Source organism: Dietzia sp. UBA5065, from assembly GCA_002415925.1.
Taxonomy (GTDB): Bacteria; Actinomycetota; Actinomycetes; order Mycobacteriales; family Mycobacteriaceae; genus Dietzia.
The window spans coordinates 1-15,166 of record DIAZ01000059.1 but is presented as its reverse complement, the minus strand read 5'-3'; the positions used below and the strand labels follow the sequence as shown (position 1 = coordinate 15,166).

Genomic DNA, 15,166 nt, shown 5'->3' with positions numbered 1-15,166 from the left:
GGAGCGCGGGCCGCTCAGTGGCCGCTGAGCTCGACCAGTTCGGCGAAGGCCGACTCGATCCCCCGCGCCACGACGTCCGGGTCGGGCACGAGGTGTTCGCACGAGATCACGCCCAGGTCGATGCGCCCGTCGATCGACACGCCGGTCACGGACAGCCCTGCACCGTGCAGGAGCGGACCGAACGGGTGTATGTGGGTGATCCGTGCGCCGAGGAAGTAGAGGGGGGTCCGGGGCCCGGGGACGTTCGAGATGATGAGGTTGTAGACCACCGGGTGGAGGTCGGCGAGCCGGAGCGACTCGTACGCCCGCATCCCCACGGCGAGGAGTCGGCCGGGACTCATCCGTCCCCAGTCGTCGAGCAGGGCCGGCCGTAGACTCGCGGCCTGCCGCTTGGCGGTCACGGCCGCGGAGCTGATCCGGTGGTACCGCTCGATCGGGTCGTCCACATCCGTAGCGAGCGAGGCGAACATCGCCGACACCTGGTTGGCGCCCGTGGTCACGAGGTCCTCCCGGGTGGACACGGGGACCACCGCCACCAGGGACGAGGCGGGGACGTCCCCGTTGGCCTCGAGGTAGGACCGGACCGCGCCGCCGATCACGGCGAGCAGGACGTCGTTGACCGTCCCGCCCAGGCGCCTCGTGACCGACTTGACGGCGTCGAGGTCGAGCGAGGCGGTGGCCACCGCCCGGTGCGGGGTGAGCGAATGGTTGAAGATCGTCCGCGGCGCGGTGAACGGCGCGGGCATCGACTCGCCTCGCCCCGCCCGGCCCCGGGCCCGCGTCATCACCGCGGGCACGGACAGGGTCTCGGGGAGCAGCCGCAGGAACGCCAGCGGTCGCCCGAGCAGGTCCCGGGCGCCACCCGCGATGAGCTGGAGGGAGTTGGCGCGGCCGACGTGGGTGCGGACGAGGTCGGGGTCCTGCGCGGGCGTGGAGGCGTCGGTCGCGGCGAGGGTGGCGAGCAACTCCGCCGCGAGTATGCCGTCGATGAGCGAGTGGTGGACCCGGCAGAACGCGGTGACGGTCGGGGCGTCGGGCCCGCCCCGCTCGATGATCCACACCTGCCACAGGGGGAGGGAGGGGTCGAGCGGGGTGGAGGCGAGCCTGCCGCACGTGGCCAACAGCTCGTCCTCGGCACCGCCCGGTCCGAGCTCGATCCGGCGGACGTGGTTGCCGATGTCGAAGTCGTAGTCCTCGACCCACGCCGGGTGGCCGAGGTTCCACCGGGAGTCGTGGACCTTGCGACGGAACGGGGGGATGGCCTTGACCCGCCGGGCGAGTCCCGAGCGCAGGCGTTCGAACGAGTACCCCTCCTCGATCGTGGAGACGTCGAGGTGGACCACGCCGTTGATGACCATCATCTGCTCGGCGGTCTCGAGGTAGAGGAAGCTGGCGTCGAGCCCGGTCATCCGTTGCACGGCTCACTCCTCCCCGGACATCGTGGGCTCCGGCGCCGCCTGTCGCTGCCTGGTGAGCGACAGCAACCGGTCCATGGACTCGCGGACCCCGTCGGCGAACAGGTCCGGATCGGGGACGAGGTGCTCGCACGCGTTGATCCCCACGTCGAGCTGGCCGCCCAGGGACATCGCCGTCACGGACAACCCGGAGCCGTGCATCAGCGGGCCCAGCGGATACATGTGCTTGACCCGGGCGCCGAGGAAGTCCAGCTTCCCCCTGGGGCCGGGGAAATTGGAGACGACGAGGTTGTGCACGACCGGGTGCAGGTCGGCCAGGTGGAAGTCGCCGTACAGGCGCATCAGCAGCGACAGGGGCGCGGCCGGGGCCAGGGTCGCCAGGTCCTGGATGAAGTCCGGGCGCATGCCGCTCCTGGTCTGCTTCTTGCCGCGGCGGGTCCGTGCGGACACCGCCCGCAGGCGCTCGACCGGGTCCGGGATGTCGGTCCCCAGCGAGGCGAACAGCACGGTCACCCTGTTGTTGCCCTGGGTGCCGTCGTCGTCGCGCGTCGAGACGGGGACGACGGCGATGAGCGGCTTCTCGGGCAGGTCGTCGTAGAGCCTGAGGTAGCGGCGGAGCCCTCCGCCCACCACCGTGAGGAACACGTCGTTGACGGTGACCCCGAAGGCGGACTTGATCTCCTTGATCTCCGTCAGGTCGAGCGTCGTCCCCCAGACCGCCCGGTGCGGGGTGATGGTCGCGTTGAAGCGGGTCCTCGGGGCGGTGAAGGGCGCGGCCTTGGGCGCCACCTCGTCGTCGGCCTCGACCGCCTCGTGCGTCCCGGTGCCCGCGCCGGCGTCCGGGTCCCGGACCTCCCGCGGCGCGGTCTTCTTCCCCGCCGCCCTCGTCCCGGCGGCCCTCCGCAGCCGGATCGGCAGCATGGCGGCCTCGGGCAGTAACCGGGCGATGGTGACCGGGCGGCGGACGTAGAAGTCCCACAGCCCGCCGGTGATCAGCTGGAGCGGGTTGGCACCTCCGGCCTGGGTCCGGACGAGGTCGAGGTCGCGGGAGGAGGGCTTCTGCCCGGCGGCGCTGAGCTTGCGGAGGACCGCGGCGCTGCTCGTTCCGTCCAGCAGCGCGTGGTGGGCGCGGAAGAAGACGGCGATGGTGCCGGGAGCGGCCAACCCCTCCAGCACCCACATCTCCCAGAGGGGCCTCGACCGGTCGAGCGGGCGGCTGCTCAGGGTTCCGCACATCTCGAACACGGCGTCGTCGTCGCCCGGCGCGTCCACCACGACGCGTCGGACGTGCTGGGTCACGTCGAGGTCGTACTCCTCCACCCACGCGGGGTGGCCGAGGTTGAGGGGCGAGTCGTAGATCTTCCGGCGGAACTCGGGGATCTCCTTGACCCGGCGCGCGAGCTCCGTCCGGACCCGGTCGAAGGTGTACTCGAAGTCCAGTGCGGAGACGTCGACGATGAGGATCCCGCCCACCACGAGCATCTGTTGCGAGGTCTCCAGGTACAGCAGGCTCGCGTCGAAACCCGTCATCCGCTCCATGGTGACTTCCCCCGTCGGTCGTGGTGGCCGCCAGAGCCCGGCCCCGTGCTGTGGTCCAGTGTGGACGGCTCCACCCGTCGCGTGGGGCGAGTTCGGTGGACGGGGTCCGACGCCTAGACTCTGGTCCGTGGCCGAGAACGCGCAGACCGACTCCCAGATCACCGCCGAAGCGGCGGCCCCCCGCCCCGTCCTGGTCGTCGACTTCGGCGCCCAGTACGCGCAACTCATCGCCCGCCGGGTGCGCGAGGCGAGGATCTACTCCGAGGTGATCCCCTACACCGCGACGGTGGACGAGATCCGGGCCAAGGATCCGGTGGCCCTGATCCTGTCCGGGGGCCCCGCCAGCGTCTACGCCGAGGACGCCCCGTCGCTCGATCCGGCCGTGCTGGAGCTCGGGCTCCCCGTGTTCGGCATCTGCTACGGCTTCCAGACCATGGCCGGCGCGCTGGGTGGGGAGGTCGCGCACACCGGAAGCCGCGAGTACGGGCGCACCGACGTGACGGTGTCCGGCGGGCTGCTGCACGCGGGCCTGCCCGAGCACCACCCGGTGTGGATGAGCCACGGCGACGCGGTCACCACCGCGCCCGAGGGGTTCACGGTCACCGCGACCTCCCCGGGGGCACCGGTGGCGGCGTTCGAATGCGTCGAGCGCCGGATGGCCGGCGTCCAGTACCACCCCGAGGTCCTGCACTCGCCGCACGGTCAGCAGGTGCTCACCCGCTTCCTCACCGAGGTGGCGGGCCTGGAGCCCACGTGGACCGCGTCCAACATCGCGGACCAGCTCGTGGAGGCCGTCCGCGAGCAGGTCGGCGACGGCCGGGCGATCTGCGGCCTGTCCGGTGGCGTCGACTCCGCCGTCGCGGCCGCGCTGGTCCAGAAGGCCATCGGTGACCGCCTCACGTGCGTGTTCGTCGACCACGGTCTGCTGCGCGCGGGGGAGCGGGAGCAGGTGGAGAACGACTTCGTGGCCGCCACCGGCGCCCGCCTCATCACGCTCGACGACTCCCAGACCTACCTCGGGCACCTGGCCGGCGTGACGGACCCCGAGTCCAAGCGCAAGATCATCGGCCGCGAGTTCATCCGGTCGTTCGAGCGGGCCGTCACGCAGGCCCTCGAGCTCCAGGGCTCCGACGACGGCCCGGCCTCCTCCGTCGACTTCCTCGTGCAGGGGACCCTGTACCCCGACGTGGTGGAGTCCGGCGGGGGCGCGGGCACGGCCAACATCAAGAGCCACCACAACGTGGGCGGGCTGCCCGACGACATCGAGTTCTCCCTGGTGGAGCCGCTGCGCCTGTTGTTCAAGGACGAGGTCCGCGCCGTGGGCCGCGAGCTGGGACTGCCCGAGGCGATCGTCGGCCGGCACCCCTTCCCGGGACCGGGGCTGGCCATCCGGATCGTCGGCGCCGTGGACCGCGACCGGCTCGAGACCCTGCGCGCGGCGGACGCGATCGTGCGCGAGGAGATGACCGCCGCGGGCCTGGACTCCTCGGTGTGGCAGTGCCCGGTGGTGCTGCTGGCCGACGTCCGATCGGTGGGCGTCCAGGGCGACGGTCGCACCTACGGTCACCCGATCGTCCTGCGCCCGGTCAGCTCCGAGGACGCCATGACGGCGGACTGGACCCGCGTGCCGTACGAGACGCTCGCGCTGATCTCGAGCCGCATCACCAACGAGGTCCCGGACGTCAACCGCGTGGTGCTGGACGTGACCAGCAAGCCGCCGGGCACCATCGAGTGGGAGTGACCCGGGCGCGGCCCTGACGCGGCCCCGGGGGTCAGCGGCGCACGACCATCGCCAGCCCGACCAGCACCAGCAGCACCAGTGCGGCGGAGACCACCACGGTGGAGGTGAGCATGGGCGCGCCCAGGATCGCCCAGACGGCGACACCCAGGGAGAGCAGCCCCGCCACCGCGAGGACCGGTGACCCGGGCCGTTCGCGCCGCGGCACCGGGGTGGTGCCGGTCCCGTAGGGGAGCGGATCGTGGAGCGGCCGGTCGGGGACGGTGGTCATGTCGGGGCTCCCGGTGGTGTGGTCGTGGGCGTTCTGGTCGGCGTTCCGGTCGGCACGATCCGCGTCGCTCATCGGGTCACCTCGACGTCGCCGAGATTTGTCGTGACGTCGAGGGTCAACACGGGGCCACCGGCGTCGGGTCCCGCGCTCTCGGGGCACTCCACCCGGCCGATGTCGGTGCGGCAGGTCGCCTGCACGTCGAGCCCGGCGGGCAGGAGGACCCGCACCTCGCCGACCTCGTTGGTGATGCGGTAGCCGCGGTCGCGGTCCAGGACGAGCCCGCGCATGTCCACCGTGACGTCGCCGAACTCGTGGGTCACCGGGGTGTCGAGCTGGGCGGGTCCGGTGATCTCGACGCGCAGGTCGCCGGCGCCCTCCCAGCCGCCCTCGGGGACCTGGATCAGCGACGCGAGCAGCACGAACCCGGCGAGTGGGCCGGCCACCACCAGCAGCCCGTGCCCCGTGCGGGTGACGGCGCCGACGAGCAACCCGACCGCGACCACGGCGAGGGCGATCGCGGCGATCCTGGTCGGCTCGAGCCAGGTCACCCCGCCCAGGGTGGTCAGCCCGACGGCGACCGCCACGGCGATGAGCGCCAGCCCGAGGGTGACCGTGGTCAGTCGGGACCGGGGCGGGGCCGGCGGGGCGTCGGGGAGGGGGGTGTACGCGGGGTCGGGGAGATCCCAGGCGAACGGCGCGGCGCCGAGGGGGTCCCACGAGGGTGGGACGGGCGGGCCGAACGGGGCGCCGGGGTCGGCGACGTCGGGGGCTCCGGTGCCCGCCGAGGGGGGCCGCACGGCGGTCGCCTCCGCCCACCCTGCCGGCGGCGTGGGGGTGCGACGGTGGAGTGCGTACCACCCGACGAGCATGGCCGCGGCCAGGAGGAACCCGGCGCCGACGAAGAAGGCCTCACCGGAACCGCCGAAGGTGGGGGCGCTGAGGAGGACGACGACGACGAGGACGACGGCGGTCGCCTTGGATCCCGATGCCCGGCCCTTCCCGAGCAGCGCCTCCCCCTTCGACACCTCGTCACCGGCCGAGCGCAGGAGCAGCCAGGCCAGGGCGTACAGGAACACCCCGGCCCCGCCCCAGAGCGCGGCGATCACGAACGCGATGCGGAAGAGGACGGGGTCCACGCCGTAGCGCCGACCGAAGCCTCCGCAGACCCCGGCGATCCTGGAGTCGTCCGGCGTCCGGACGGGTCGGGTGCGCCACAGGGAGCGGAGCTCGGAGGTGAGGTCGGGACTACTCGTGCTGGACATGATCCCATCGTGCTCGGCCGGGCGGGCGGACGCATCGGGGACCGACCCTGAGATCCGGACCCCGGGAACCTCGGGGTCGGACCCCGATGCGCCCCCCGGGGTCCGTCTGTGACCATGGCGTACATGAGTGAGGATACGGTCGAGCACCCGGCGCGGACCCCGGTCGCGCGGCCGGTCGGGGCCCGGTGGTACCCGACGCTCGACCGGATCCCGGACGGCGCCGTGGTGGCGGGGGTGTGCGCCGGCCTCGCCGACCATCTGGGGGTGCGGGTCACCTCCGTCCGCCTGGCGATGGTCCTGCTCGCCACGCTGTCCGGCGCGGGCGTGCTGCTCTACGCCGCGCTGTGGGCCCTCACCCCGTCCGGGGCGGCCCGGGAGGGGGCCGCCGCGCCGGACGGGCGCGAGCGGCGACGCGGAATGGCGCTGGCGGCCGTGGGGCTGGCGGGTTCGGTGCTGTCGATCATGCTGACCACCGCGACGGGACTGAACGTCATGGTCCCCGTCCTCGTCGTGGCCCTGGGAGCCGGGCTGGTCTGGCAGCAGTACGACGGTGGGGGGAGGGTCGCCCCGCGGTCCGTCGTCGACTGGGCCAGGGTCACCGCGGGTGCCACCCTCGTCGTCGTCGGTCTCGCCGTCGTGGTGCTCGGCCAGGTCGAGTTCGCCGCCCTGCGGTCGTCCCTCCTCGCGGTGCTGGTGACCCTCGTGGGGGTGGTGCTGCTCAGCATCCCGGTGGGGCTTCGGCTGTGGCGGTCGTTGGAGGAGGAGCGGGCGGCCCGGATCCGCGAGGCCGAGCGCAGCGAGATCGCCTCGCACCTGCACGACTCCGTGCTGCAGACGCTGGCGTTGATCCAGAAGCGCTCCGACGACCCGGGGCAGGTGCTGCGGCTGGCCCGCCGGCAGGAGCGCGAGTTGCGGCAGTGGCTCTTCGGCGCCGGGTCCCGGATGTCCTCGGGCGCGACCACCGTGGCCGGGGCCGTGGAGGTGATCGCGGGAGACGTCGAGGACGCCTACGGGCTGCGCGTGGACCAGGTGGTGGTGGGCGGTGACGGGCCGGTGGGCGAGGTCGGGGAGGCCGTACTGGGGGCCGTCCGCGAGGCCCTGGTCAACGTGGCCAAGCACGCCGGCGTCGACACCGCCGACGTCTTTGTGGAGAACGACGGCCGGGTGCTCAGCGCCTTCGTCCGCGACCGCGGGTGCGGTTTCGACCCCGAGGCGGTGGACGGCGACCGGCACGGGTTGGCCCGGTCCATCCGCCACCGGGTGGAGAGCCGGGGCGGCACCGTGGCGGTGCGCAGTACGCTCGGGCGCGGGACGGAGATCCGGATCGAGATGCCGCTGGAGGGCGAATGACGGACGCACCGGAGGTCGACGGCAGGGCCAGCAGGGTCTTCCTCGTGGACGACCACGCGGTGTTCCGCAGCGGCGTCCGCGCCGAACTCGCCGGCCAGGCCGGGGTCGAGGTGGTGGGGGAGGCGGGCTCGGTGGCCGAGGCGATCGCCGGGATCGGCCGGGTCCGGCCCGATGTGGTCCTGCTGGACGTCCACATGCCCGACGGCGGCGGCGTGGCCGTGCTCCGCTCGGTGCTCGGGTCCGACCCGGGTCGCGTCGCCGAACCCGCCCGGGCCCCGGAACCGACCTTCCTCGCGCTGAGCGTCTCGGACGCCGCCGAGGACGTGATCGCCGTGATCCGGGCCGGAGCCCGCGGCTACGTCACCAAGACCATCTCCGGCGACGAGCTCGCCGACGCCGTGCGCCGGGTGGCCGACGGCGACGCCGTGTTCTCGCCGCGACTGGCAGGCTTCGTGCTGGACGCGTTCGCCCGCGCCGCCCCCGGCCCCGAGGATCGCGGCGAGCCCGTCCACGACCCCGAGGTCGACTCCCTCACCCCGCGCGAGAAGGAGGTGCTCCGGCTGCTCGCCCGCGGCTACACCTACAGGGAGATCGCCGAGGAGCTGTTCATCTCGGTCAAGACGGTGGAGACCCACGCCTCCAACGTGCTGCGGAAGACCCAACAGTCCAACCGGCACGCGCTCACCCGCTGGGCGCAGTCCCGCCACCTCGACTGAGCGTTCCCCGCCGCCCGCCACCGGTGCGCCGCTACCGTGGTCCACGTGAGTGGACCGCGCGACATCCCGGTGTGCATCATCGGCGACTCGTTCGTCGCCGGCTTCGGCGACGAGACCGGCTGCGGCTGGACGGGGCACCTGGTCGCGGAGGGTGCCCGGGTGGGCCTGCGGCTCGACGCCACCGTCGCCGGGATCGGCGGGGACACCTCGGAGATGATCCTGGCCCGGTGGGGCGAGGTCGACCGGCGGCTGGCCTCGTGGCCGGGGACCGCGGTGATCGCGGAGTTCGGGGTGAACGACGTGTTTGTGCACGAGGGAGCGCTCCGCGTCGACGAGGCGGGGACGGTCGCGGCGTTGCGCGGGATGATCGCCCGGGCTCCCGAGGGGCGGTTGCTGGTGGTGGGCCCGCCGCCGGTGGTGTGGGAGGACGTCAACGAGCGGATCGCCGCCCGGTCCACCGCGATGGCCGCCGTCTGCGCCGAGACCGGGGTGCCGTACGTGCCGACGTTCGACGCCATCCTGTCCGGGCAGGCGTGGATGCGCGAGGTCGCGGCCGGTGACGGGGCGCATCCCGGGGCCGGCGGGTACGAGGAGTTCGCGGGGGTCGTCTCCGGCCCGGTGCTCGACTGGCTGCGGGCCCTCTGACTCAGCGGGCCCTCTGACTCAGCGCAGTATCTCGAACTGCCCGGACACCGCCCGCAGCGCACCCGCGCTGCGGGCGAACTGTTCCCGTTCGGTGGCGTCGAGCTCCAGCTCCACCACGCGCTGCACGCCGGTCCGGCCGATCACCGCGGGGACGCCGATGAAGATCCCGTCCTGCCCGTACTCGCCCCGCAGCAGGGTGGAGACCGGCAGCGACACCTGCTCGTTGCGCAGGACGGCGCGGGTGATGCGGGCCAGGCCCATGCCGATGCCGTAGCTGGTGGAGCCCTTGGAGTCGATGATCCGGTAGGCGGCGTCCCTGGTCTCGCCGAAGATCTGCGTGAGCCGCTCCCGCTTGGTCGGGTCCCCGTCGAGGTCCCGGCGTAGCGGCACCCCGGAGACGTTGGCGGAGGAGAAGACCGGCAGCTCGGAGTCCCCGTGCTCGCCGATGATCGAGGCGTGCACGCTCATCGGGGCGACGCCGTAGTACTCGCCGAGCATGAACCGGAAGCGCGCCGAGTCGAGGATCGTGCCCGAGCCGATCACCTGGGCGGCGGGCAGGCCGGAGTAGCGCCACGTGGCCTGGGCGAGGATGTCCACGGGGTTGGTGGCCACCAGCAGGATGCCGTCGAAACCGGTGGCCATGACGTCTCCGACGATCGCCTCGAAGATCGTCATGTTCCTGCCCACCAGGTCCAGCCGGGTCTCGCCGGGCCGCTGGGCCGCGCCGGCGCAGATCACCACCATGGTGGCGTCCGTGCAGTCGGCGTAGGCCCCCTCGGTGACGAGGGTGGGCGAGGGCGCCCACACGACGCCGTGGTTGAGGTCCATGACCTCGCCGGCCAGTTTGTCGCGGTCGATGTCGATGATGGCGAGGTGGTCCGCCAGTCCCTGGTTGACGAGCGCGTAGGCGTAGGCGACGCCCACGTCCCCGGCGCCGATGAGCACGATGCGGTTCCCGATGGAGGCCTTCATGGTCACCGAGGGTAGGCGCTCGGTGTGAACGAGGGGCGACGACGACGAGGAAAACCCGTATCGAACAGGTGTTCTTGCGCTGTGTCGTACCCGTGGTGTTCACTGTTCGTGGTAGTCGAAAAATAGTTCGATTGGCGCGCCGGTCGGCGTGTCGTCCGAGGCGGGGGGTTCCGGTGATGGTAGTGAGCGCTTCTGTTGCCGACCCGGCGACTCCGGGCCTGTCTGACCTCGGCACCGCGGATCGTGTCGCCGAACTGCGTCGGCGTCTCGCCGCGATGCCGGGTGGGGGTCCGCCCGCGGCCACGCGTTCGGGTGCGCCCGTGGAGGCGGTCCCGGCTGGTCCCGCCGCTCCGGGCGCCGCCCCCGCCGTTCCGGGCGTGGCCGTTCCGCGCGCGGTGGCGTCCCTGCTGCCGGGCGGGGTGCTGCCCGCCGGCCACGTCACGGTGGTGTCCGGCGGGGCCGGCCTCCGGGTGGGTCTGCTGGCCGCGGCCACGGCGGCCGGGGCCCGGTGCGCGGTCGTGGGCTGGCCGGAGTTGGGTGTGGCGGCGGTGGCGGAGCAGGGCGGCCGGCTGGACTGCCTGGCGTTGGTCCCGGACGCGGGGCCGGACCCGGCCGCGGTGGTGTCGGTGCTGCTCGACGGGCTGGACCTGGTCCTGCTGGGGCCCGCCGTCGCGGCCGTCCCCCCGTCCCGGGCCCGCGTGGTCGCGGGTCGGGTGCGGGCGGCGGGCGCGGTGCTGCTCGTGGGTCCGGGTTGGCCCGGCGCGGAGCTCGTGCTGGCGGGCCGGCACTGCCGCTACGGCGGACTGGGCACGGGCGCGGGCCGGCTGGCCTCCGTGTCCACCACGGTGCGGTGCTCCGGGCGGGCGGCCCCGTCCCGGACGGCGGAATGGGTGGCGGCGGGATGAGCCCGCGGGTCATGGCGGTGTGGTGCCCGGACTGGCCGGCGGTCGCGGCGGCCCGGGCCGAGGGGCACGGTCTGCATCTGCCGCTCGCGGTGGTCGGCCCCCGCGGGGTGCTCGCGTGCAACGCCGTCGCGCGGGGTGTCGGGGTGCGGCGCGGGCTGCGCCGGCGCGAGGCGCAGTTCCGGTGCCCGGAACTCGTCGTGGTGGCGGCGGACCCGGGGCGGGACGCCGTGTGGTTCGAGCCCGTGGTGCAGGCGCTGGACGCCGTGGTCCCGGGCATCGAGGTGCTGCGGCCCGGGCTGTTCGTGTTCTCGGCGGCCGGGGCGCTCCGCTTCCACGGCGGTGTCGAGGAGGTCGTCACGCGGGTCGTGGATGCGGTGGCGGCGGCCGGGACGGAGTGCCAGGTGGGGTTGGCGGACGAGCTGCCCACGGCCGTGCTCGGCGCGCGTGGCTCGGCGCTGCTGGAACCGGGTGGGGACGCCGGCTATCTCTCCGGCCTGCCCGTGGAGGCGCTCGTGGTGGAGCCGGCGCTGGGGGATCCGGACGAGCTGTCCGAGCTGGTCGGGCTGCTGCGCCGGCTCGGCGTGCGGACGCTCGGGGACTTCGCCGCCCTCCCGCCGCGGGACGTCGCCACCCGTTTCGGCGGGGCGGGTGCGGTGGCGCACCGCCTCGCGCGCGCCGTGCCGTGGCGGCCCCCGTCGGTGTCCGCGGTGCCCACGGGCTCGGCGGTCGAGCACCGGTGCGACCCGCCCCTGGAGCGGGTCGACGAGGCGGCGTTCCTCGGCCGCCGGCTGGCGGGGGAGCTGCACGCCGTCCTCGCCTCGGCGGGGGTCGCGTGCCTGCGCCTGTCCATCACCGCGCGGATCGAGGGGGGAACGGAGGTCCACCGGGTGTGGCGCTGCTCCGCGCCCCTGACCCCGGAGGGCACCGCCGACCGGTTGCGGTGGCAGCTGGAGGGCTGGCTCACGGGTACCGCGATCGCGGGCGGTGCCGGCGGGGCCGTCACCGCCCTCGTCCTCGAGCCGGTGGAGGTGGTCCCCGCGGGCCGTGTGCAGGAGGGGTTGTGGGGTGAGGCGGGCCTGGCGGAGGCGCGCGTCCACCGCGCGCTCGTCCGGGTCCAGGGCCTGCTCGGGCCCGAGTCCGTCCGCGTCCCCGTGGCGGTGGGCGGCCGCGGTCCGGGCGATCGCGTGCGGTCCCTGCCGTACGGGGACGCCCCGGCCGATCCCGTCACCACGGGCCCGTGGCCGGGGGCGCTACCGGCGCCGTCGCCGTCGGTGGTGTGGCCGGGTCCGGGCTACCGGTTGGAGCTGCGGGAGGGTCGTGACCCCGGGGCCGGGGTCGTGGCGGGCGTCCCCCTCGCCGGGGGAGTCGTGCTGCGTACCGCGGCGGGGGCCGCCGTCGGGGTGGGCCCGCGGGGCCTTCTCACCGGGCGGCCCGGGTCGATCGAGGTGGGCGGCCACCGGTGCGCGCTGCTCGGGTGGTCCAGGCCGTGGCCCATCGACGAGGCCTGGTGGGAGCCCGCGCCCGGTGGCGGGCCCCGTCGACCGAGGGCCCGGATGCAGGTCGTCCCCGAGCTGACGGCGGCGTTGCTGCTCTGCTGCCTGCTCGGGGACGACCAGGGGCGCTGGACGGTCGAGGGGGTCTACGAATGAACGGGCACGCGGGCCCCCTCGGTCGTCGGGCCGGTTCAGCGATCGATGTCCACCACGAGGCGGGTCGGGTTCTGCAGGAGGAAGGCGGAGAAGGCGCGGTCCGTGCCCTCGAGCCCGATCACGGCCTGGGCCTGACCCTCGAACTGCCCGGCGAAGGCGACCCCGGCCACCCCGGTCGCCTCGTCGGCGGTGACGGTGCCCACGGCGACCTCCGTCATGTCGGTCTCGGTGGGCAGGACCTGGTCGCGGATCGTCACCTGGAGGAACGAGTCGCCGGCCACCTCCACGGGGAAGCCGCTGCCCTGCTGCGCGGGGGCGGCGACGTAGTCCACGGAGTACCCCGGAACCCCCTGGCCGTCGAGTTCAAAGACCACGCGGTCCCTGCCCTGGTAGTCGCCCACGCGGATCTCGGTCACGACGAGCCGGGCGCGCTCGACGCCGTCCTCGCTCTTGGGTGCGGAGTCCGCGGGCGAGGGGTTGGAGGTCTCGGTCTCGTCCTGTGCCAGGGACCGGGCCAGTGCGGCGGGAGAGGATCCCGCGGTGGTCGTCTGGCTCGTGGCGGGGGCGTCGGTCGAGGAGTCGGCCCCGCATCCCGCCAGGGCCAGGGACGCGGCGGCGGTGAGGGCGGCGGCCGCGACGAGGCGGCGATGTCGGGTGCGCATGCCCCCAGCTTAAGTCCCTCTGGTCACTTTTGTCCCACAAGGTGTCTACAGTTACAGCCTTCTCCCGGGTGGGGCACCATGGGGGCGTGTCAGATATCGATCCCACCCTCCGCCCGGCCTGGTGTTCCTTCCAATCGACCGACGAGCCGCCGGCCGGCACCGCCGCCCACGAGCAGTCGTGGGTGCTGCTGGAGGTCCCCGGACGCTGGGGCCGCGACATCTTCGACGGTGAGGCGTTGGGTGCGGACCTGTCGCAGCGCCTCGAGCAGCACGTCGCGGCCTGCGGATCCCGCATGCTCTTCATCCGGCGGCCCGGCAGGGAAGGCCAGCAGCTCGACCGGCACCGCTTCTATCTCTGCGACACCCGCCCCGGCCGGCGGAGCATCCGCACCGGCCGCGTCGACGGCCCCGCGGACATGCTCGGGCTGGACCTCACGCCCGGCGCGCACGTGGCCGGCACCCGCGAGGTCGCCGCGCCGGTCCCGCTCGTGTGTACCCACGCCAAGCGCGACCAGTGCTGCGCGGTGCGGGGGCGCCCGGTCGCGGCCGGGCTCGAGGCGCTCGTCGGTGGGCGGCTGGCCGCGCTCGATACCGACGCCGCGGTGTGGGAGTGCTCCCACACCGGGGGGCACCGCTTCGCCCCGGTACTCCTGCTGCCCGGCACCGGGTACACCTACGGGCCCGCAGAGACGGCGGATGCGGCCCGGATCGTCGAGGCCGAGCTGGACGGCCGGGTGGTCACCGACAATCTGCGGGGACGCAGCACGTGGCCGCCGGTCGGGCAGGTGGCGGAGGTCGCCGTCCGGGACTCCGGCGTCGATGCGGGGATCGACGACCTCGTCGTCGTCCTCGACCCCGTCGACCCGGGCGTGGCCGTGGTCCACCACACCGACGGACGCGCGTGGCGCGTCGAGGCCGGCACGCGACCGCTCCCGCCGCGCTCCCAGAGCTGCCGCAAACCGCCCACCGACGCCTCGGCGTGGGTCGTGGAGACCCTCACCCCGCTCTGACCGTCCCCACCGGCACCGGGCGGGTGGGTCCCGGTGAACTGGTACCACGGACCCGGGACCTGGTCGGAGCTCGAGCGCGTCCTGTCCGGGCGGCCCGGCCCGCGCGGGCCGGAGAACCCGCATCCCGGTGACGGCAGCGACGCCCCCGCCTGGTCGCGGAAGCGGGGTGGGTACACGCCGCCGGAGCGGCCCCGGACGCCGGGGCGCGTGCCCTACGCGGAGTTGCACGCCCACACCGCCTTCAGCTTCCTCGACGGCGCCTCCTCCCCCGAGGCCATGGCGGAAGCCGCCGCGGAGCTGGGGCTCACGGCGCTCGCGATCACCGACCACGACGGGCTGTACGGGGTCGTCCGCTTCGCCGAGGCGGCCGCCGAGCTCGGGCTGGATACGGTGTTCGGAGCCGAACTCTCCCTCCAGGGTGGCGAGCACCTGCTGGTCCTGGCCCGCGGCGGGGAGGGGTACCGGCGGCTCTCGCGCGCGATCGCCCGCGCCCACCTCAGGGGCGGCGCCAAGGGGGAACCGAGATATGAGCTCGCCGAGCTCGCGGAGGCCGCCGGTGGCCACTGGTACGTCCTCACCGGGTGCCGCCGGGGTCGGGTGCGGCGGGCCCTCGAGCGGAACGGGCCGGGCGCGGCCGGGTTCGACACCGGGGGTGCCCGCGCGGCGCTGGCCCAGCTCGTCGCGCTGTTCGGTCGGGACAGGGTGGTCGTGGAGCTCACCTGCCACGGAGTCCCCGAGGACACCGAGCGGTGCGATGCGCTGGCCGCGCTCGCCGCGGAGTCGGGGCTGCCCGTCGTGGCCACCACCGCCGCGCACTGCGCGGGGCCGGAGGATGCGCGTCTGGCCTCCGTCATGGCGGCGCTCGGGGCGCGCAACGCCCTGGAGACCCACGCCGCGCACCTGCCCGCGGCCGGCGGGGCGCACCTGCGCTCGGGGGAGGAGATGGCGGAGCTGTTCGACCGCTGGCCCGACGCCGTCGCCGGGGCCGCCAGGCTGGGCGGGGAGTGCGCGTTCTGTCTCTTATACACATCT

The 15,166-nt window shown here is 74.2% G+C and carries 14 protein-coding genes; 8 read left to right on the top strand and 6 right to left on the bottom strand.

The window, feature by feature from the left end; all coding sequences use genetic code 11:
- Nucleotides 1-14: 14 nt before the first annotated feature.
- Both B4M60_RS04465 and B4M60_RS04460 read right to left on the bottom strand, forming a co-directional pair.
- Nucleotides 15-1,409, bottom strand: a complete 1,395-nt coding sequence (locus B4M60_RS04465) for a WS/DGAT/MGAT family O-acyltransferase (RefSeq protein WP_291080713.1) — start codon at nt 1,407-1,409, stop codon at nt 15-17.
- A gap of 12 nt (nt 1,410-1,421) precedes the next feature.
- The gene (locus B4M60_RS04460) at nt 1,422-2,945 is read right to left on the bottom strand and encodes a WS/DGAT/MGAT family O-acyltransferase (protein ID WP_291080671.1); all 1,524 of its coding nucleotides are present in this window, start codon (nt 2,943-2,945) and stop codon (nt 1,422-1,424) included.
- 136 nt (nt 2,946-3,081) lie between these two features.
- Between B4M60_RS04460 and guaA the strand changes: the two genes are divergently transcribed.
- Nucleotides 3,082-4,695, top strand: coding sequence for a glutamine-hydrolyzing GMP synthase (gene guaA / locus B4M60_RS04455; RefSeq protein WP_291080669.1), 1,614 nt, complete (start codon nt 3,082-3,084; stop codon nt 4,693-4,695).
- Nucleotides 4,696-4,726: 31 nt separating this feature from the next.
- On the opposite strand, the gene B4M60_RS04450 is transcribed toward guaA, so the two are convergent.
- Both B4M60_RS04450 and B4M60_RS04445 read right to left on the bottom strand, forming a co-directional pair.
- Nucleotides 4,727-5,035 carry a hypothetical protein gene (locus tag B4M60_RS04450; protein ID WP_291080667.1) on the bottom strand — a complete coding sequence of 103 codons (309 nt, stop codon included), beginning with the start codon at nt 5,033-5,035 and terminating at the stop codon, nt 4,727-4,729.
- The gene (locus tag B4M60_RS04445) at nt 5,032-6,225 is read right to left on the bottom strand and encodes a PspC domain-containing protein (protein WP_291080665.1); all 1,194 of its coding nucleotides are present in this window, start codon (nt 6,223-6,225) and stop codon (nt 5,032-5,034) included. The genes B4M60_RS04450 and B4M60_RS04445 overlap by 4 nt, the downstream gene beginning before the upstream one ends.
- A gap of 123 nt (nt 6,226-6,348) precedes the next feature.
- Between B4M60_RS04445 and B4M60_RS04440 the strand changes: the two genes are divergently transcribed.
- From B4M60_RS04440 to B4M60_RS04430, 3 genes are read left to right on the top strand one after another with little or no spacing between them, the layout of a single operon-like run.
- On the top strand, nt 6,349-7,575 hold the full coding sequence (locus tag B4M60_RS04440) for an ATP-binding protein (protein WP_291080663.1): 1,227 nt from the start codon (nt 6,349-6,351) through the stop codon (nt 7,573-7,575).
- The gene (locus tag B4M60_RS04435) at nt 7,572-8,291 is read left to right on the top strand and encodes a LuxR C-terminal-related transcriptional regulator (RefSeq protein ID WP_291080661.1); all 720 of its coding nucleotides are present in this window, start codon (nt 7,572-7,574) and stop codon (nt 8,289-8,291) included. The genes B4M60_RS04440 and B4M60_RS04435 overlap by 4 nt, the downstream gene beginning before the upstream one ends.
- Nucleotides 8,292-8,336: 45 nt before the next feature.
- Entirely contained in the window at nt 8,337-8,936 is a 600-nt protein-coding gene (locus B4M60_RS04430; protein WP_291080659.1) for a GDSL-type esterase/lipase family protein, read from the top strand.
- A gap of 18 nt (nt 8,937-8,954) precedes the next feature.
- Here B4M60_RS04430 and B4M60_RS04425 read toward each other — a convergent pair whose 3' ends face one another.
- Nucleotides 8,955-9,908 (bottom strand): L-lactate dehydrogenase, encoded by a 954-nt coding sequence (locus tag B4M60_RS04425; RefSeq protein WP_291080657.1) that lies wholly within the window; start codon nt 9,906-9,908, stop codon nt 8,955-8,957.
- Nucleotides 9,909-10,285: 377 nt separating this feature from the next.
- Between B4M60_RS04425 and B4M60_RS04420 the strand changes: the two genes are divergently transcribed.
- Both B4M60_RS04420 and B4M60_RS04415 read left to right on the top strand, forming a co-directional pair.
- Entirely contained in the window at nt 10,286-10,813 is a 528-nt protein-coding gene (locus tag B4M60_RS04420) for a hypothetical protein (RefSeq protein ID WP_291080655.1), read from the top strand.
- Nucleotides 10,810-12,462 (top strand): DNA polymerase Y family protein, encoded by a 1,653-nt coding sequence (locus tag B4M60_RS04415; protein ID WP_291080653.1) that lies wholly within the window; start codon nt 10,810-10,812, stop codon nt 12,460-12,462. The genes B4M60_RS04420 and B4M60_RS04415 overlap by 4 nt, the downstream gene beginning before the upstream one ends.
- A 35-nt stretch (nt 12,463-12,497) precedes the next feature.
- Here B4M60_RS04415 and B4M60_RS04410 read toward each other — a convergent pair whose 3' ends face one another.
- Nucleotides 12,498-13,124, bottom strand: a complete 627-nt coding sequence (locus B4M60_RS04410) for an AMIN-like domain-containing (lipo)protein (protein ID WP_291080651.1) — start codon at nt 13,122-13,124, stop codon at nt 12,498-12,500.
- A gap of 95 nt (nt 13,125-13,219) precedes the next feature.
- On the opposite strand from B4M60_RS04410, the gene B4M60_RS04405 reads away from it, so the two are divergent.
- Together B4M60_RS04405 and B4M60_RS04400 are read left to right on the top strand one after the other, a co-directional pair.
- The gene (locus tag B4M60_RS04405) at nt 13,220-14,134 is read left to right on the top strand and encodes a sucrase ferredoxin (RefSeq protein WP_414646732.1); all 915 of its coding nucleotides are present in this window, start codon (nt 13,220-13,222) and stop codon (nt 14,132-14,134) included.
- A 33-nt stretch (nt 14,135-14,167) separates the two neighbouring features.
- The coding region (locus B4M60_RS04400; RefSeq protein WP_291080648.1) for a PHP domain-containing protein at nt 14,168-15,166 on the top strand (999 nt) is incomplete at its 3' end.